This window comes from Sulfurimonas sediminis, assembly GCF_014905115.1.
Lineage (GTDB): Bacteria > Campylobacterota > Campylobacteria > Campylobacterales > Sulfurimonadaceae > Sulfurimonas > Sulfurimonas sediminis.
Genome location: NZ_CP041235.1, coordinates 54,932 through 71,633, shown reverse-complemented (window position 1 = coordinate 71,633; position 16,702 = coordinate 54,932). Strand labels below are relative to the sequence as shown.

At 36.3% G+C, this 16,702-nt stretch carries 19 protein-coding genes, 1 tRNA gene and 1 pseudogene; 4 read left to right on the top strand and 17 right to left on the bottom strand.

The annotated features are described in order from the left end of the window. Nucleotides 1–55 precede the first annotated feature (55 nt). The 4 genes from FJR45_RS00340 to FJR45_RS00325 all read right to left on the bottom strand — a co-directional run bounded on the left by FJR45_RS00340 (nt 56) and on the right by FJR45_RS00325 (nt 1,698). Complete coding sequence (locus tag FJR45_RS00340; RefSeq protein ID WP_193150844.1) at nt 56–619, bottom strand: hypothetical protein; 564 nt, start codon at nt 617–619, stop codon at nt 56–58. Between the two features lie 82 nt (nt 620–701). Further along, on the bottom strand, nt 702–974 hold the full coding sequence (locus FJR45_RS00335) for a hypothetical protein (protein ID WP_193150843.1): 273 nt from the start codon (nt 972–974) through the stop codon (nt 702–704). Continuing rightward, nucleotides 974–1,156, bottom strand: a complete 183-nt coding sequence (locus FJR45_RS00330; protein WP_193150842.1) for a helix-turn-helix transcriptional regulator — start codon at nt 1,154–1,156, stop codon at nt 974–976. Before FJR45_RS00330 ends, FJR45_RS00335 begins: the two co-directional genes overlap by 1 nt. A 197-nt stretch (nt 1,157–1,353) precedes the next feature. After that, nucleotides 1,354–1,698 carry a hypothetical protein gene (locus FJR45_RS00325; RefSeq protein ID WP_193150841.1) on the bottom strand — a complete coding sequence of 115 codons (345 nt, stop codon included), beginning with the start codon at nt 1,696–1,698 and terminating at the stop codon, nt 1,354–1,356. Between the two features lie 75 nt (nt 1,699–1,773). On the opposite strand from FJR45_RS00325, the gene FJR45_RS00320 reads away from it, so the two are divergent. Both FJR45_RS00320 and FJR45_RS00315 read left to right on the top strand, forming a co-directional pair. Further along, nucleotides 1,774–2,376: an ISAs1 family transposase gene (locus FJR45_RS00320; protein WP_193149934.1), complete on the top strand. Its 603-nt coding sequence runs from the start codon at nt 1,774–1,776 to the stop codon at nt 2,374–2,376. After that, a complete protein-coding gene (locus FJR45_RS00315) occupies nt 2,357–2,929 on the top strand; it encodes a transposase (protein ID WP_347402232.1) in 573 nt (190 codons plus the stop codon). The genes FJR45_RS00320 and FJR45_RS00315 overlap by 20 nt, the downstream gene beginning before the upstream one ends. A gap of 3 nt (nt 2,930–2,932) precedes the next feature. On the opposite strand, the gene FJR45_RS12330 is transcribed toward FJR45_RS00315, so the two are convergent. Both FJR45_RS12330 and FJR45_RS00305 read right to left on the bottom strand, forming a co-directional pair. Further along, nucleotides 2,933–3,508, bottom strand: a complete 576-nt coding sequence (locus FJR45_RS12330) for an IS1634 family transposase (RefSeq protein ID WP_264299333.1) — start codon at nt 3,506–3,508, stop codon at nt 2,933–2,935. A 47-nt stretch (nt 3,509–3,555) separates the two neighbouring features. Then, nucleotides 3,556–4,530, bottom strand: a complete 975-nt coding sequence (locus FJR45_RS00305; protein ID WP_193150839.1) for an IS1634 family transposase — start codon at nt 4,528–4,530, stop codon at nt 3,556–3,558. A 176-nt stretch (nt 4,531–4,706) separates the two neighbouring features. On the opposite strand from FJR45_RS00305, the gene FJR45_RS00300 reads away from it, so the two are divergent. Continuing rightward, the gene (locus tag FJR45_RS00300) at nt 4,707–5,111 is read left to right on the top strand and encodes a hypothetical protein (RefSeq protein WP_193150255.1); all 405 of its coding nucleotides are present in this window, start codon (nt 4,707–4,709) and stop codon (nt 5,109–5,111) included. On the opposite strand, the gene FJR45_RS00295 is transcribed toward FJR45_RS00300, so the two are convergent. From FJR45_RS00295 to FJR45_RS00270, 6 genes and pseudogenes are all read right to left on the bottom strand, one after another. Further along, nucleotides 5,094–5,933 (bottom strand): hypothetical protein, encoded by an 840-nt coding sequence (locus tag FJR45_RS00295; RefSeq protein WP_193150838.1) that lies wholly within the window; start codon nt 5,931–5,933, stop codon nt 5,094–5,096. The two genes, FJR45_RS00300 and FJR45_RS00295, sit on opposite strands and share 18 nt — an antisense overlap. Next, entirely contained in the window at nt 5,930–7,147 is a 1,218-nt protein-coding gene (locus tag FJR45_RS00290; protein ID WP_193150837.1) for a tyrosine-type recombinase/integrase, read from the bottom strand. Before FJR45_RS00290 ends, FJR45_RS00295 begins: the two co-directional genes overlap by 4 nt. A 201-nt stretch (nt 7,148–7,348) precedes the next feature. Continuing rightward, nucleotides 7,349–7,436 (bottom strand) — tRNA-Ser (locus FJR45_RS00285). 29 nt (nt 7,437–7,465) lie between these two features. Then, entirely contained in the window at nt 7,466–8,029 is a 564-nt protein-coding gene (locus FJR45_RS00280) for a histidine phosphatase family protein (RefSeq protein ID WP_193150836.1), read from the bottom strand. Further along, nucleotides 8,026–8,714, bottom strand: a pseudogene (locus FJR45_RS00275) (adenosylcobinamide-GDP ribazoletransferase). The gene FJR45_RS00280 and the pseudogene FJR45_RS00275 overlap by 4 nt, the downstream one beginning before the upstream one ends. Before the next feature lie 35 nt (nt 8,715–8,749). After that, nucleotides 8,750–9,244, bottom strand: a complete 495-nt coding sequence (locus tag FJR45_RS00270; RefSeq protein WP_193150835.1) for a bifunctional adenosylcobinamide kinase/adenosylcobinamide-phosphate guanylyltransferase — start codon at nt 9,242–9,244, stop codon at nt 8,750–8,752. A 69-nt stretch (nt 9,245–9,313) separates the two neighbouring features. On the opposite strand from FJR45_RS00270, the gene FJR45_RS00265 reads away from it, so the two are divergent. Beyond that, nucleotides 9,314–11,236 (top strand): DUF1538 domain-containing protein, encoded by a 1,923-nt coding sequence (locus FJR45_RS00265; protein WP_193151856.1) that lies wholly within the window; start codon nt 9,314–9,316, stop codon nt 11,234–11,236. Nucleotides 11,237–11,259: 23 nt separating this feature from the next. Here FJR45_RS00265 and FJR45_RS00260 read toward each other — a convergent pair whose 3' ends face one another. From FJR45_RS00260 to FJR45_RS00240, 5 genes are read right to left on the bottom strand one after another with little or no spacing between them, the layout of a single operon-like run. Next, on the bottom strand, nt 11,260–12,633 hold the full coding sequence (locus tag FJR45_RS00260) for a chloride channel protein (protein ID WP_193150834.1): 1,374 nt from the start codon (nt 12,631–12,633) through the stop codon (nt 11,260–11,262). 57 nt (nt 12,634–12,690) lie between these two features. Next, a complete protein-coding gene (locus tag FJR45_RS00255) occupies nt 12,691–14,133 on the bottom strand; it encodes a TrkH family potassium uptake protein (protein ID WP_193150833.1) in 1,443 nt (480 codons plus the stop codon). Continuing rightward, nucleotides 14,123–15,436 carry an NAD-binding protein gene (locus FJR45_RS00250; RefSeq protein WP_193150832.1) on the bottom strand — a complete coding sequence of 438 codons (1,314 nt, stop codon included), beginning with the start codon at nt 15,434–15,436 and terminating at the stop codon, nt 14,123–14,125. The genes FJR45_RS00255 and FJR45_RS00250 overlap by 11 nt, the downstream gene beginning before the upstream one ends. A 21-nt stretch (nt 15,437–15,457) precedes the next feature. Further along, nucleotides 15,458–16,096 (bottom strand): DNA-binding protein, encoded by a 639-nt coding sequence (locus FJR45_RS00245; protein ID WP_193150831.1) that lies wholly within the window; start codon nt 16,094–16,096, stop codon nt 15,458–15,460. Between the two features lie 13 nt (nt 16,097–16,109). After that, nucleotides 16,110–16,607, bottom strand: coding sequence for a YajQ family cyclic di-GMP-binding protein (locus tag FJR45_RS00240; protein ID WP_193150830.1), 498 nt, complete (start codon nt 16,605–16,607; stop codon nt 16,110–16,112). Nucleotides 16,608–16,702: the final 95 nt, after the last annotated feature.

Here is a 16,702-nt window from a genome sequence, read left to right as displayed (position 1 = left end):
AGCCCTATATTTTGGGCTTTGTTGAGGTTTTTGCGAAAAAAACTTATGATATAACTTATAGGAATTGGATTTGCACATTTAAGCCGCTAAATCGCTTGATTGTTTTTTCCATTTTCTTATAAAGTTTTCTTATATCTTTAAGCTTTGTTTTCTGTATGTAACTACTTAAAAAACTAAACTCTAATCTTTGAATATTTTTTGTCTCATTTTTAGTGAGTGATTTATTATAGGTTTTGATATTTAAGCGATTGTTTTGCTTTTTCTCACTCTTGCTTTTGTAGTAAGTAGTGTTAAAGTATCTAAATGGCTTTCTGTCCTCGCAAAGTTTTTTTATAACCTTGTTTGGTATCTTGCCTAGAAAATCTATCGCTATATCAACTCTTGCTATATCTTCGTTTTGTAATTTATCCTTTAAGCTCATAAGCAACACCCGCAAAAGCTTAGAGTTTTCATTATATCCGTGTAGCCCTGCAAACTCTAAAGTTTGCTTTGCCTGACTTCGGCTAAAGCGTTTTATTGGCAATGTTAATCCTGATGAAGTATGCAAGATTTTAGCTTCCACTATGTTTTTAGTAAGCGGTTTCTTAAATGTCTCTTGCCACACTTCAGGATAAAACACGCCTGTACTTTTGACTGCTTCTATGATATAATCATCATCTACAAAATAACTCTCTAAATCACTGCTTATGAAGTTCAAAGAGTCAATTACTCCCTTTAGCTTCATTTGTATCTTGGCTTTTTAAAAGCCTTTTTACATTTTGCAAATTTTCGCTACTTCTAACAAGCTTATAATTTCCGTACCACTTCTTACTATCAAGCTTCACTTTTTGAGTCTCAATTTTTATATTGTGCTCATTTCTAAGTGTTGCTATCTCGTTTGTAATTCTTGTAGTACCAAACTTTAAACTATTGCTTGCATTTACCTCAATACCCTCATATAACGCTTTAAGCGTCTGTAAAGTTGCTTTTCTCATTACGCAACCTTTGCTGTTTTACTTTCTATAAACTTCTCAACCTCTTCAATGTCGAATACTGTCGTATTAGAAGTTAATTTGATAGGCGTTAGTAGCCCTTTGCTTGAGTAGTTCCATACAGTCGTAATAGTTACACCTAAATACACGGCGATTTCTTTCGCTCTATAATATCTTTTTTCCATAATGAAAACTCCTTATTAGAAGCCATTCTCTCAAAATGGTATGCCCTTGCCAAAGGGTGGCAACACACTTTAAATTTTGTTTTTAGCGTGTTTGATTAATCTTGTTTGAATTGTATGTTAATTTTGTATGTTAGTTAGGGTACAAAAATTTGCGTTTTTTTATACCCTCTCTTTTATCAAGTTTTATGTTAAGAGTTTTATTTGAAATTTTTCAGGAGTTCTTTGTCTTCGCCCTCTAGCAGTTTTAAATAATTTTTATCTTTTATAAGTTTGGCTGTTGCCTTGTAATATGCTTCAACCGTATCAATAGAATAATTTAGTTCATTTGCTATCTCTTCTTTTATCTTTTTTCGTGTTATTTGTGCATAAGCTCTATTTATCTCTTTAATCCGTTCTTTTTTTTCCTTGGTAGTTAGTTCTGTTGAACCTTTTATATATTTGATTTCTGCACTCTTTTTTTCTTCAATTCTTATATTTTCGTCTTCTCGTTCTTTATTTCTTAATTCTAAATAATCATAGATAATAAGTCCGTCTACCAACACCCCAATCCTAAAAAAACAGGAATTTAAAAGAAGAACAATAATTGCTTGAACTCTAAAAAACTAAAGTGATTACATATGGCAACAAAAACAAGAGAAAAATTAGCGAAAAAGCGTTCTATAAGAGGGTATGCAGATCAAGCCCAATCAAATCAACTTTTAAAATTGTTTTCAGAGGTGACAGACTATCGGAAACCTCAAGGTAAAAGACACCGACTAGAACATATTTTATATCTTTCAGTATTGGCTGGATTGATGGGAGCAACTGACTATAAGCAAATATCTATTTGGATAGAGAAGCATATTCAAAAAGAACAAGTTAAAAGATTATTAGGTGTAGAGTTTATATTAACACCAAAGAAAAGTTTGGTTTCTGATGTGTTAGCGAAAGTTGATAGCCAAGAAGTTGAAGTTGTTTTTAGGAAATGGATAAGAACCTATGTCGATACAAGAGGAAAGCACCTGAGCGTAGATGGCAAGGTTATGAATGGCAGCAAATACAAAGATAAGAGATCAATAGAAGTAGTTGGTGCTGTTTTATCTGAGATAGGGGTAATAATTGCTCATCAACAAATAGCAGAGAAGTCGAATGAAATACCTGCCCTTCAGGCTATGATAGGGGAATTGGGAGATGAATTTATCTTTACTTTTGATGCAATGAATACCCAAAAAAACTCTTGATGCTATCGAAAATAGTGGTTCAAAATATATTGCCAAGGTAAAAGATAATCAAAAAACCTTACTTGATAAAATAGATGAAATTTCAAGAGATATAAAACCGACAAATATTTACAAGGCTAAACCTGTCCAACAATCTAATGAATGGATTAATAGGAAGGTGTTTGTATATCAACCAACTACTTTTTATCATAATGGCATAACTCATATTCGCTCAATAATAAAAGTTATAAAAAAAGTAGAGTCAACAAATCATAAAACTGGCGAGATTACTAATAGCACTAGAATTCAATTCTGTATTGCAAATTTTCATGAAAGTGCAGAATTCTTTCACAATAAAATTTTACACCATTGGAAAGTGGAAACCATGCATCAATACAAAGATAATTCACTTTTAGAAGATGCTCATAATTGTCATTTAAATCCATTTTTAATGACTATTCTTAGAAGTATGATTTTGAATATTTTACACCTTAATGGTGCAAAATCTATACAAGAACAACTCCTGTTTTCCACGATTTGCCACCCACTTTTGAGTAACCTTAAAATATTTTAAAATTTAGCTATGTAAAGCATCATAAAACTTTTGCTGGACTTCTGATAGCTTAATGGGAAATATCTCACCATCATCGAACTTTATAGCAAATACATGTTTAATTAAATCTCGTAAAATTTTATATGATATTTGATACTCTTTTTTAATCTCTCTTGTTTTTATTTCAAACTCTTTATATATGGCATAAGCTACAAAGCTAATGAGGATATGAGCCTTTATACGGTGTTCTAACCTATGATGTATTGGTCGTATTTGCAAATCTGTTTTTGAGATTCTAAAAGCTTTTTCAATATGCCAGAGATTTTGGTAATGTTCTATTATATCTTTATGGGAAAGTGTAGTATCGTTTGTTAAATACCCTTTTAGTCCATCAAGCTTACTATCTTGTAAAACTTTATTATGATTGAGTCTAAACTCCACCTTACAGTCATCTACAATATCCAAATATTTTGCATAATGGGAGAGTTTTAAATCGTTTTTGGTCAGGTTTGTTGAATACTCTATTTTTGCTTTGAGTTTATCTAAAGCTTTTTCTCTTAGGTATTTGTCTTTTTTCGCTCTTTGTGATGAATATGTCAGGATGAGCCTTTGGGATATATCAAGAGAATGTTTTTGTTTATCTTGTTTTATGTTATGGTTTTGTGGATATTTATTTCATGGGTTACGTTATCATCAATAAACGTCAGATTTATAATTTTATCTTTGATACCACTTGGTAACATTTTAATTTTTGCACCGAGTATATATTTGTATCCATTATTTTCTAAAAAAGCAATATTTGCATCATTGAGCATTCCTCTGTCTGCTACTACAATAGGTTTGTTTTTAAGTTTAAATTTCTTTTGAAAGTTTAGTAGTGCTTCAAGAAGTGTGTGCCCTTCATATTTTTTACCGTGATACACCTCATAGGAGAGTGGATAGCCTTGTAAGGTTGTAAATAGTCCAAGTTGTATTTGAGGACGAGCCAATTTGCCCTCTTTGGAAAAGCCTATGCGTCTTAAATCATCTTCACTTTCACTTTCAAAAAACAGAGTTGTTACATCATAAAAGCATACTGCTATTTTACCACCTACTTTTGCAAGTGTATCTTTATATACAGCTTCTTCAATTCTTTGTTTTACTTCATCTTTATAGAGACTATCTACCAATCGGTATATCGCTTCATCACTAATCTCTTTCTTTTTAAAATAAAAAAGATAATCACTCAGATAAAGTTTACTGCCTGGGTAGAGTATTCTTGAGATAACAAGTGCTTTAAAAAGCTCATGTTTATCATTTGCTTTATAAACTGATTGAAAAATAGTTTTTTTATTGAAAATCCTGTCAAATATCGCACCAAAAAATAACTCATCACCTATGGGTATTACTTGTTCATTTGATATTGGCAAAAATTTTAGTTTTTGTTCCTCTTGCTTTACACTATCAAATAGTGTAGGCTCTAACTCTTTTATTCGTTTATGAGCTTTTTTTAAAAGTCTTTCTATTTTATCTGGATCTTTTGAGCATCCTATACTCTCAATTACTTTAGATTTACCCTTTATCTTTTTTATAATCTGGATACTTATTGAACCACTTGTATTTTTCTTTTTTCTGATATACATAAAGGTATTATAAAAAAATATCTCTTAAAGTTTGTGCCACCCACTTTTACAACACAGCCTCCCTGTTTTAGGGATGTATAGGTGGTCTTCTTTTAATTTTTTTGAATTCGTGGAATTCAGGAAATATTTACAAGGCTAAACCTGTCCAACAATCTAATGAATGGATTAATAGGAAGGTGTTTGTATATCAACCAACTACTTTTTATCATAATGGCATAACTCATATTCGCTCAATAATAAAAGTTATAAAAAAAGTAGAGTCAACAAATCATAAAACTGGCGAGATTACTAATAGCACTAGAATTCAATTCTGTATTGCAAATTTTCATGAAAGTGCAGAATTCTTTCACAATAAAATTTTACACCATTGGAAAGTGGAAACCATGCATCAATACAAAGATAATTCACTTTTAGAAGATGCTCATAATTGTCATTTAAATCCATTTTTAATGACTATTCTTAGAAGTATGATTTTGAATATTTTACACCTTAATGGTGCAAAATCTATACAAGAACAACTCATCAACAATAGATGGGATTTGGATGACTCTATCGCTCAAATATTAAAATTGAGTTTTTAGAGGATTGTGGTGGTCTACCAATAGCCTTTTTTGTTTGTAAGCAATATTTACATTTTTTTCATACAAGCTACTATATGCATGCAAAACTTTATCCTTATTCGAATCAATATTTTTACTATCGTTTTTAATGATGTCTACAAGCTTCTCAACTTCATTCATAATCAAATCTTTTGGCAAATCTGCATTAATTGTGATGTCTGCTTTTTTATTATTACTTAAAATAGTTCCGTGAAACATAGGTCTTTTATATCTTAATGCGTAGTGTGTTGTTATATCTCTAAAATTTTCATTTTTCATTTTTGGATAAAATTTTTTTACTCTTATATATTCACTATGAAAATATGCTTCACTTTTCATAATTCCATCATATAAATCTTTTTTTAAAATCAGTGTATCTTCTTTTTTTGTATTTGATATAGAATAGAATTTTTCTCTAAAGTCATCGTTAAAGAAAGTATAATCAATATACAAATCAACTAAATTTAAACCATTGTAATACCTTAAATCATCTTCTAATTTTAAAATATTATATACTACAAGCTTTCCTATTCCTGTTAAATTTTCAAGTTTTGCAACTTCAATTTTTAATGAATTATATTCATCACTTTTTGCTAGTTCATTTAGTAAATTTTCTCTCGTATCTACATGTAAACATAATTCACTACCATTCAAATAAAATTCGTTAATTCGCTTAATCAATAGTTCTTTAATGTCTCTAATTGCCAATTCATAGACAAAGCAATGTAAAAATTCTTCTTTATTTTTTATTTCCTCTAAATCTTTGTATTGTTTTATCCCTCGTTTGATGTCTGTTGCTTTCATTTTTGCACCTCATCAAGATAATCACTCCACCACTGCATTAGCTCCACCCTCTCATCAAGATACTTAGCACGGTTATATGCCTGGCTTACACTGCTCCCTACACTATGCGCTAATTGCGTCTCGATTGCTTCGTGATTAAATGGGCTTTTTTCATGTGCTATTGTGCTAAACATACTCCTTGCACCGTGAGGTGTAAATTCCTCTTTAGTGTAACCCATTCGCCTAATAGCTCCTAATAATGCGCCGTCACTAAGCGGCACTGTTTTACTTTTTATACTTGGAAACAGATAAGGACTGTCTCCGTTATAAAGTCTAATATCTTCTAAAAGGTCTAAGAGTTGATAAGATAAAGGCACTATGAGTTCATTTTTTGTTTTCATCTTTTTAGCGGGGATTATCCACTGTTTTTTTACTGTATCTATCTCTTCCCACAATGCAAGCCTTGCGTTTGTCGGTCTCACTGCCGTATGAAGTAACCATAAAAGGGCATATTTTGTTGAGATTTCGCCCTGGTATTGTTGTGTGCTTATGATGAGGTTCTTAATATCTGTATCATTTGTAAATGTTGCATAGTTTGTTACCTCAACCTTGCCAATAATCTCGCTTAAATCAAAACCTACGCAAGGGTTACGCCTAGTATATCTTTTTGCTACCGCATACTTAAAAGTTTTGTTAATAGCGCTGTAAACCTTTTGTATAGAGTTTTTAACCCCTCTTTTATGCATAGTCTCTATGATGTTTAAAATATCATCTTCTACAACCTCATCTATAAGCATATCGCCTATAAATGGAAAAGTATCATTTATAAAGCCTCGTAATGTTCTCTTGTAGTGGCTCTCACTTATGCCCTCTTCTAATTGCCTTTGCAATTTTTCAAGTGCCACTTTTTTAAATGTGTTTTGTTTCTTTTCCTCATTTTGCTTGATTTGCTTTTTACGCTCTTTTTTTTCAGCAGCTGGATCTATCCCTATAACTATCTTCTCTTTTAAAGTGTCTCTTTGTTTTCTTGCCTCACGCAGCGATACATTAGGATAAGTTCCCAGTGCTATTCTATGCTCTTTTTTTTCAAACATATATTTCATTCTCCACCATTTACCACCTTTAGGGCTTATGGAGAGGTAAAGCCCTCCACCGTCAAAAAGTTTGTACTCTTTTTCTTTTGGCTTAGCTTGTCTTATTTGTGTATCTGTTAATGGTGTTGCTTTTCTCGCCATAGGGATAACTTCCTTTTTAGGGATAACTTTTTTCAGATTACTTCAAATCATTTTAGCATTATAGAAAAATATCCCTAAAACGCTCCCTAAAATTCTTTAATTTTATTTATTTGCATTTAATCGTATTTTATAGTGAAGTGTTAAAAAGTCCGTTTTTTAGGCTCTTTTGTGTATTTTATTTGATTGCATTTGATGTTTCGGTGGTGGACAGCTAGGGATTCGAACCCTAGGTAGATTGCTCTACACCCGCGTTCCAGGCGAGCGCCTTCGACCACTCGGCCAGCTGTCCTTTGTTGTAAGAGCGGTATTATAGCGAAGCTAAGTTTTAATAGTGCTAAAAGTTTGTAATTTTGTATCATAAACAGTATATGATGCATAAGGAAGCGCAATTGCAAAGGCATCTTCGAGTGAGAGATTTTGTACTATTGCCATTAAAGTTCTAATGACTCCCGCATGCGTGACCACTAAAATATTCTCGCCCTTTTGCACAGGCAACTCTTTGAAAAAGAATGCTTTGACTCTTTGCATGTATTTTTCATAAGGCTCGCCGTCAAGGGCTTTTATCCACTGTGCAAAGTTTTCATATTCTATACCCTGCGCCCTGATTTCATCAAAACCCATTCCCTCATCTCTTCCCCATGACTTTTCCCGCAGTTTTGATGTATATACGGCATTTTTTGCCTGAGAAAAAGTAGCAAGTGTTTCTTTTGCCCGTCTGAGGTCTGAACAGTAGACCAAATCAAAGGCTTTACATGTAAAGGCTTTTGCCAGATTTTTGGCATCCTCATGCCCTTTTTTTGAAAGTCCTATATCGTTATGTCCGTTATATTTACCGATATATGCCTCTTCTACTTCACCATGACGCACAAGTGTTATTTTCATACCAAACCGACTATAATGACATTTAAAAGCACAAGCTCTGTCACTTCTATGCAAAAACCGTAAATATCACCGGTAAAACCGCCGTATCGTTTTATAAAAAAATGTTTGCAGACAAACAGCACAAACAAAGCAACAAACAGCAAAACAAAACTGTGAAAGAGTATGCTCATTCCTGTAACATATACCGCACTTACGAAAAACTGTTTTTGCGAAAACTCTTTTTTTGCCAAAGCTCCCATTCCGTTTGCAGAAAGATAGGGGTAAAGACAGATTGCAACAACTGCCGTAAAACGTGAAAGCATAAGAGCAAGACAGGCAAAAGATACATTGCATCCAAAGCCGCTACAGAAGATGCTTTTAGCAGCAAAAACACTACCGTAAAAATCATACCCATTCCGCCGTTATAAGGGTCTTTCATTACATGTAAAGCCTTTTCTTTGGGAACAAACAAGCCGTCTACAGTGTCTGCAAAACCATCAAGATGCAATGCACCCGTCACTAAAACCCATAAGGAAAAGAGAATGATGCTTACATGTAAAGGCGGGAAAAAAGGAGTAAGTAACAAAAAAGTACCATACAAAAGCAAACCGAGTATAAAACCGACAAGCGGATAGAACATCACCGCGTAACCGTTTATGCCTTTGTAAAAATCATGCACTTTGAAAAAAGGAACAATGCTAAGCATTGAAACAGCCAGGGCAAAGCCTTTGAAGAGCCTGCTCATTTTATCTGTGTACTGATGCCGGCAACAACATGATAGACTTCATCACATTTTTGCGCCACCAGTTGAGAAAGTTTTCCGCTGATGTCTACAAACTGCCGGGCAAGTTTATTTTCAGGAATAATGCCGCAACTCACATCATTGATAACAAACACGATGTCTTGTTTTAACTCCAAAATGTTTGCCACTTCCGCTTCCATCTGTGCATAACTTTTTTCACGGTAGAGCATATTGTTTATCCACATACTCAGGCATTCAACAAGTACCGCACCCTCCTGCAGAGCTATTTTTTCTTTGAGATTTATCGCCTCTTCGACTGTGATGAAATCACTCTTGCGTTGCTGTTGGTGCTGTGCTATGCGTTCTTGCATTTCATCATCTATAAATTCTGTCGTTGCAAGATAGACCGGTTTTTTGTCTGAGAGTTTTTTTATGTAATTTTCGGCACTACGGGATTTGCCACTCTTAATGCCACCTATAAATAATGTTTTCATTTTAAAATTATAGCAGTTTTATAATATTTTTCGATATTATTGCAAAAAAATAATGTGGGAGAAATTTACGTGCTGAGCATTTCAACTTTTTTACAACTTCTAAAAGAGTCCTTTCGTGACCTTTTGCCAATCATACTTGTGATTATGTTTTTCCAGCTTGCCATCATCCAGAGTGTCCCGCCAAACTGGCTGAGCACTGCCATAGGTTTAGGCATCGTCGGTGTGGGGCTTGCCGTATTTTTGCTTGGTCTTGAAGTCGGAATTTTCCCTGTCGGAGAGGGACTTGCGAGTGAATTTGCCCATAAAGGTTCAACCTTTTGGATTTTGATTTTCGGGTTTATGATAGGTTTTGGAACAACCATTGCCGAACCAGCACTCATCGTCATCGCAGACAAGGCTGCCAGTATCAGTGCGGGACGCATTGACGCTACAGTGCTTAGAACCGTTGTTGCCTTTTCTGTCGGTTTTGCCATTGTTTTAGGGGTATGGCGCATCATTAAAGGGCATCCTATCCACTACTATATCATTGCAGGGTATATTTTGGTTGTCAGTGCAACTGCTTTTGCCCCAAAAGAGATAGTAGGTCTTGCCTATGATTTGGGCGGGGTAACGACCTCTACTGTTACCGTTCCGCTTGTTGCCGCCCTTGGTATAGGACTGGCTTCCACCATCAAAGGGCGCAATCCTGTGCTTGACGGCTTTGGGCTCATCGCCTTTGCTTCGCTCACACCTATGATATTTGTGCAGTTTTACGGTATCGTTGTCTACCAGTTTATAGATGCTTCGGCAACTGTGGTGCCTGCTGTTATCAAAGAGATTGAGACGGTTAACCTGGATTTCAGTGCCATAACTGTTTTAAAAGGGCTACTTGGTGTCATCACAGATGTTTTACCTATTTTGGCGATTATTCTCTTTTTTCAGTACATTATTCTAAAAAAACCTATAGAGAATCTCAAACATGTAATGATAGGTTTCGGACTGGTTATTTTAGGGCTTGATGCCTTTATAGTCGGTTTGGAGATGGGTCTTTTTTCTGTCGGCGAGACAATGGCATTTGAGCTTACCCGCTATGACAACAACCTTATCATCTACTCTTTCGGTTTTTTCATCGGTTTTTCTACCACAATGGCAGAACCGGCTCTCACCGCAATCGCAAGAAAAGCAAAAGAGGTCAGCGACGGTAAAATCAATGACTTTGTGCTTCGTCTTTTTGTAGCCTTGGGCGTTGCTATAGGCATTGCACTCGGAGCTTACAGAATCGTTACCGGCGGTGAAATAGTCTACTACATCATAAGCGGATATATTTTTGTCATCATTCTCACCTTTTTGGCACCAAAGTACATTATTCCCATCGCCTATGACAGTGGTGGAGTCACAACGTCAACCGTTACTGTCCCACTTGTTGCAGCACTAGGACTTGGACTTGCGACAAATATAGACGGACGTGACCCGCTTATAGACGGTTTCGGGCTCATTGCCTTTGCTTCTTTATTTCCTATGCTTACTGTTATGCTCTATGGAATTATTACAGAGAAAATGGGAGTTAAAGGGGAGAAAGAGAAAGAGGAAATACACATAGAAGAGATTCGCCATGCACTTGAAGATGTCCACAACATGGAGCTTTCAACCATAAGAGTAGACGGTACAGAGACTTTGCACTCATCACTTATGAGCTTTTCTGCGGTACATGTAATCGTTCCAAAAAACAAACAGGAAGAGGCACTTATTGCAGCAAGAGATGCGGGTGCAAGAGGGGTAACTATCATGAGTGCACACGGTATGGGTCTTGAACATATGGAAAATTTTTACGACAGACTCCATGCGGGTGCGACTGATGCGAACCTGATGTTTATCACCCAGACAAAGAATGTAGACAAAATTATAAGAGAAATCATCACAAAACTCGATATCACAGGAGATGGAAGAGGCCTTACCTTTGCCTACCCTGTTTCTCACATTAAAGGTCTGCGATTAAGATCGGATGATTTGTAAAACAAATCATCCCTCCAAAACACTCAGCGCTTTTTATGTTTTTTATTCAGTCTTCTTCGAAATTTTTCTATTTTATCCATCTCGTGTTTTTCCAGCGAAATACTTATGTTTTCTACCTCTTCCCCTATTTTCACACTCAGCATTTCAGATTTTCGCATGGCTAAAATCTGTGAAGAGAAGATACTTCTGTGCCCTGAAATCAAGAAGCTGATCACTGCAGCAAGGGCCGCATAGTGTGCAATATCTATCCCGAAGAGTTCTACGGCCATAATCGTTGAGGCAATAGGTGTATTTGTGGTAGCCGAAACAACGCTTACAAAGCCCAGAGCTGCAAAAAGCGTAATATGTTCGGGAGAGATGATGGAGCCGAGAAAATGCCCGCTTGTTGCCCCGATGTAAAAAATAGGCGTAATGACACCTCCGCTTCCTCCTGCGGCAAGAGAAAGAGAAGTAAATACTGTTTTTAAAAGAAATGTATACCAGTGAATATCCTGCGAAGCAGCGGTATGGGGGTTGAGAACATCTGCAATTGTACTCATTCCCAAACCTATATACTGCTCACCGAAAATCAAGGTCAGCGCGACTATCAAACTACCGCCCGCAAAAGCTTTGATGTAGGTATTTATTTTGATGCTTTTGACATATGTATGGCTGTAGGAGATTGTTGTTATCACCACATCAGAGACAAAACCGAAAAAGAGTCCGGCAATGACCACTTTGGCTATCAGCCAGATATCCAAAGAGATATCCTGAAAAAAATGGAGATCATAATAGGTATATTCTATACCCAGGAACTGGGCTGTTGTAAAAGCGGCAAAACCTGCGATAAACGAAGGCAAAAGCACATCATACATAATGACACCGATAATCAACACCTCAACACCGAAAATTGCTCCGGCTATCGGGGTACCGAAGACTGTGGCAAAACCGGCACTGATCCCGCATACAACAAGCTTTTTTCTGTCTTGTTTGTGAAACTTCAGAAGTGTTGAAACAAAAGAGGCAACCCCTGCACCAATCTGCGCGCCAGGACCCTCTTTTCCGACAGAAGCCCCTGCAAAAATACTTAAAACGGTCGCAAGTGTTTTTACGGGAATGACAGAAACATCTATTTTTCCGTTATCTTTATGAATTGCGGAGATAACTTTTTCCGTCCCGTGCCCTTCTGCACTCGGGGCAAAGGTTTTCACCAGCCATACAGTCAGAACAAGGGCAAAAGGAAGTGTGTAGTAGTATTCAAACGGCAAAAAAGAACGGCCTGTTTCACTATAGGCTAAGATTTTTAAAAAGCCTGTAACTGTCGCCCCAATCATTATACCGATAATTGATGAGAGAAAAACCCATTTTGTAACACTGAAAAAAATAGCTGTCTGTTCTGTTATATGTTTTTGTATCATAAGTTTTTCTACTTTAAAGTCTTTAGAGAGATTATAACACTTTTTATTAAGATTGTATTAGAATTTTTTCCAAAAAGAACTGCTTAGCAGGACAAAAACAGTATAACACTCCAGTCTGCCTATAATCATAGCGACTGAGAGAAAGATTTTATCAAAATCAGAGAAAAAAGAAAAGTTATCTGCAGGGCCTACCATAGAGAATCCGGGACCAATATTGCCCACTATGGCAAATGCACCAGAAACTGCAGTCATGGCATCGTACCCCCGGGCATATATATAGACGGTTACAACGGCTACAGTAATCATAAAAAGCGTAAAAAAACCAAAGGTTGAAGACAAAATCCGCTCTTTTTGCTTGAGCCCGTCGATAAAAACAGAAATAATCATATTTGGATGCAGTATTCTTTTAAGCTCCGCAGAGAGTGTTTTAAAAATAATTACATGCCGGATGATTTTAATACCCCCTGCCGTTGAGCCGGCATTGCCTCCCATCAAAAGCCCTAAAAATATAATCGCTATAGCCAAATGCGACCAGGAGCCGTAATCTATCGTTGCAAATCCTGTTGTTGTCATAACAGAAGCAATCGTAAAAGATGAGTGTTTGAGGGCATCATAAAAAGAGTCTCCGCTGATATCTACATGTACAAGACTCAAAGCAAGACTCAGCAGTAAAAAAATTATTAAATACCATCTGACCTCTTCTGTTTTGTACCCGCTGACATCCCTGAAATAAAGCTTTAAATGGGCTAAAAAGTTTATCCCTGCAAGCATCATAAAAATTGTCGTTGTCCAAATAATGCCGTCATTGCCAAAGGAGCCCAGAGAATCATTTTTTGTAGAAAACCCTCCCGTGGAAACTGTCGAAAAAGCATGGTTGAGTGCATCAAACCAACTCATACCGAAAAACTTCAAAAGCAGCATGTCAACCAGTGTCAGCAGCGCATATACTATCCACAGACGCAGCGCTGTATCTTTTATTTTTGGTGTCAGTTTTTCAAGAGAAATTCCTGTTGATTCGGCTTTAAAAAGAGAGAGGCTTCCTGTAGGATTGATAACCGACAAAAGCCCGACACCCAAGACAATGACTCCAAGCCCTCCAAGCCAGTGCATCAGACTTCTGTGAAAAAGTATCAAATGGGGCAGAGCTTCTATATCGCTGTAAACTGTTGCTCCCGTTGTTGTAAATCCGCTGATAGCTTCAAAAAACGAAGAGGCAAGCGACACATTTGTATAAAGAAACAGCGGTATGGCTCCGGCAACGCCCAGCAACACCCAAAGCAGGTTAACCACCAGTATGCTCTCTTTTATTTTCAAATCCAGTTCATGCTTTCTCAGCCACAGCCACACGCCAAGATTGATCAAAAAAAACACTCCGTCATAAAGCAAAAATTTTCCATACGCTTCTTGGTATATAATGCCTATCAAGACATCAAACAAAAAAAGTGCAGAAACAGTAATGCCTATCAGAGAGAGAATCTTCAGCACATTTTTATAGTTCATAAATCCATTCTTTCACTTTTGCGCTTGTTTTTACTGCACAAAAGGCCACAATCAAATCATTTTCCTGCAGTCTCACTTTTTCACTGAGGCTCTGCATCACATTTTCTCTTATATAAAAGACGCTGGATTCTTTTACATGTAAAGGTTTTATCACTTTGTCAATAAGCTTAGAACCAGGAAAAACTTTACGCATAAAAACCACTGCCTTTGCCCCGCAGTAACTTTTTTGAATAACAACACCTGTAGAACTGATCTCTTCCATGATTGCATTATAGGCACTCATTTTTGGACCTCGTACGACGACTATCCCCAAAGAGTGCATCAGGTTGTAATATTCCATTTCATTGTTAATCGCAACCACTTTTTTGATGCCGCTCTCTTTTGCTTCGAGACATTTTATGATGTTATACTCATCATTATTGGTCGCTGCTATAAAGATATCGGCACTCTCCAGTCCTTCATCTTCAAAAATATCATGCGAACCGTATTTATAGTTAATGATAGAAGCTCTGCCTTTGAGCTCTTCATCCGCTATTTCACAAAGTTTTAAATCTTTTTCTACCAGTTTGACCTCTTTGTCTGCTTTTAGAAGTTCCTGTGAAATGGCAATCCCGAGTTCACCACCGCCAAAAACAACACATCTTTGAATGTCCAGAGTGTTGTCCACATCCAGTTTCTGACACACCTGTTTGATTTCATTTTCATCACCAAAAAAATAGACAAGATCATTGGGAAGAATCTCCACATCTGCATCAGGAATACAAAAATCCTTCTTGCGTTCAATGCCGACTATTTTAAAATGCTCAGAACTGATGCTTTGCGGAAGTGTTTTGCTTGAAACCATAACAGAAATAAGTTTGTAGGGTGTGTATTTAAAAAATTTTACATTATTTGCTTTTGGGTACAAAAGAAGTGAAGAAACTGCCCCCGAGGTAAGCTTTAAAGGGAAAATAACTTTTTCAACAGCAAGTCTTTTTTGAATAATCTGCTCTTGAAAAAAATATTTTTGCACCCGTACAAATTTTCTCTTTACATGTAAAGCGGCATCTACTGTCATTGCAGCAATAAGATTCACATTGTCAATATTTGTCACTGCTATAAACAGGTCGATTTCCTGACCGATAAAACGCTTATATGTATGTATATCCTCGACATCCCCCTGAAGCGGTAAAATGTCCAGACTCTCCTGTATCCTGTCCAAAGCCTGTGAATTTTTATCAATGACCGTAACGTTGTGTCCGATACTGAGAGTTTTGGCAAGGTTAAAACCTACCTTTCCGGCACCCGCAATAATAATATTCATGGAGTGATTCCTTAAAAAAGATTAGCCAATTATATCACTATAGTCATATTTTTTTGTATCTATGTAATATTTTTTCCCTACAATAATAATTCTTTCATCTTTTTTTGCACTCTTTTTAAATCTTGCTTTGATTTTTTTGATTTTTTTTGCTGAAAAACCACGTTTTTTAAGATGCCTGTTCAAAGAGACAACCTTGCTCTCTTCTACGACTTCGGATTCTATCTCTGCCTCAAGCATCTCATCCTCGGCTACTGCTTCCTGTGGTGCATTGAGCATAAACTGTGATGAAATTGTGCTGAGAATATTTTTAAGCTGTTCATCTTTTTCTTTATAAATTCTTTCTATCTTTTCACGCTCGGCTATGAGCATCTGCTCTTTTTGGTCTCTGAGGCTCCGTGTTTCATTCTCCAGAGTATCCACACGAGATTGGAGTTTTTGATTTTGTTCTTCAAGAAGTTTGTAATATCTGTCGTTGTTGGGTGTAGGGCGTCTTGGCTGCACAGTTTTTCGCCCTGTTTTTGCCTGTGTCTCATCCAGCAGCACCATTTTGACACCGTTTTCTACAACACTCTGCAAAGAACCCCGTCGGACCCGGTTGTGTATAGCCTCTTTTGAAACACCAAAATACTCAGCCGCATCATTTATGCTCATCTTTTTCATCTTTTTTCCCCTGCTAACGCATATTTTCAAAAACCAAAGGCGCTTCCCACTCGCCTTCACGCACCATCTTTATCACCTTTTGCAGATCATCAAGTTTCGCACCTTTTACACGAATAGAATCCCCTTCTATCTGTGCATTGACTTTGAGTTTCATCTTTTTTATCTCTGCTGTAATTTTTTTTGCCTCTTTTGATTCTATATAATCTACAATTTTAAAAGTTGCCTTGCGTGTGCCTCCGCTGGCATCTTCCACACGAAGTTCATCCAGCACTTTTGAGGAAAGCCCCTGTTTGAGCAGTTTTGCTATGACAATGTCTTTGAGTGCATCAAGTTTGTTATCACTCGAAGCCACAAGTACCAGCACTTTGTCTTTTTCTTTCAGATTCACTTCATACGGTGTTCCCTTGAAATCGTAACGATTGGAGACTTCTCTGTCTACCAGGTTAATAGCATTTTTCAAATTCTGCATATCTATTTTTGCCGTTATATCAAATGAGTGTTCTTTTGCCATGGGTATTGTCCTTTTTTTGTTTTAATTATAACATAGTTTGTTTGTTATCAATAACAGTCGATATTTCAGAAAAGAATTTAGTTTTAAAAATGCAA

Excerpts from the sequence above, each read along its gene's own strand:
- FJR45_RS00260 (WP_193150834.1), bottom strand. The coding sequence starts at position 12,633 with ATGATACAAAAACATATAACAGAACAGACAGCTATTTTTTTCAGTGTT.
- FJR45_RS00270 (WP_193150835.1), bottom strand. The coding sequence starts at position 9,244 with ATGAAAACATTATTTATAGGTGGCATTAAGAGTGGCAAATCCCGTAGT.
- FJR45_RS00245 (WP_193150831.1), bottom strand. The coding sequence starts at position 16,096 with ATGAAAAAGATGAGCATAAATGATGCGGCTGAGTATTTTGGTGTTTCA.
- FJR45_RS00295 (WP_193150838.1), bottom strand. The coding sequence starts at position 5,933 with ATGAAAGCAACAGACATCAAACGAGGGATAAAACAATACAAAGATTTA.
- FJR45_RS00320 (WP_193149934.1), top strand. The coding sequence starts at position 1,774 with ATGGCAACAAAAACAAGAGAAAAATTAGCGAAAAAGCGTTCTATAAGA.
- FJR45_RS00240 (WP_193150830.1), bottom strand. The coding sequence starts at position 16,607 with ATGGCAAAAGAACACTCATTTGATATAACGGCAAAAATAGATATGCAG.
- FJR45_RS00280 (WP_193150836.1), bottom strand. The coding sequence starts at position 8,029 with ATGAAAATAACACTTGTGCGTCATGGTGAAGTAGAAGAGGCATATATC.
- FJR45_RS00335 (WP_193150843.1), bottom strand. The coding sequence starts at position 974 with ATGAGAAAAGCAACTTTACAGACGCTTAAAGCGTTATATGAGGGTATT.
- FJR45_RS00250 (WP_193150832.1), bottom strand. The coding sequence starts at position 15,436 with ATGAATATTATTATTGCGGGTGCCGGAAAGGTAGGTTTTAACCTTGCC.
- FJR45_RS00330 (WP_193150842.1), bottom strand. The coding sequence starts at position 1,156 with ATGGAAAAAAGATATTATAGAGCGAAAGAAATCGCCGTGTATTTAGGT.
- FJR45_RS00255 (WP_193150833.1), bottom strand. The coding sequence starts at position 14,133 with ATGAACTATAAAAATGTGCTGAAGATTCTCTCTCTGATAGGCATTACT.
- FJR45_RS00290 (WP_193150837.1), bottom strand. The coding sequence starts at position 7,147 with ATGGCGAGAAAAGCAACACCATTAACAGATACACAAATAAGACAAGCT.
- FJR45_RS00305 (WP_193150839.1), bottom strand. The coding sequence starts at position 4,530 with ATGTATATCAGAAAAAAGAAAAATACAAGTGGTTCAATAAGTATCCAG.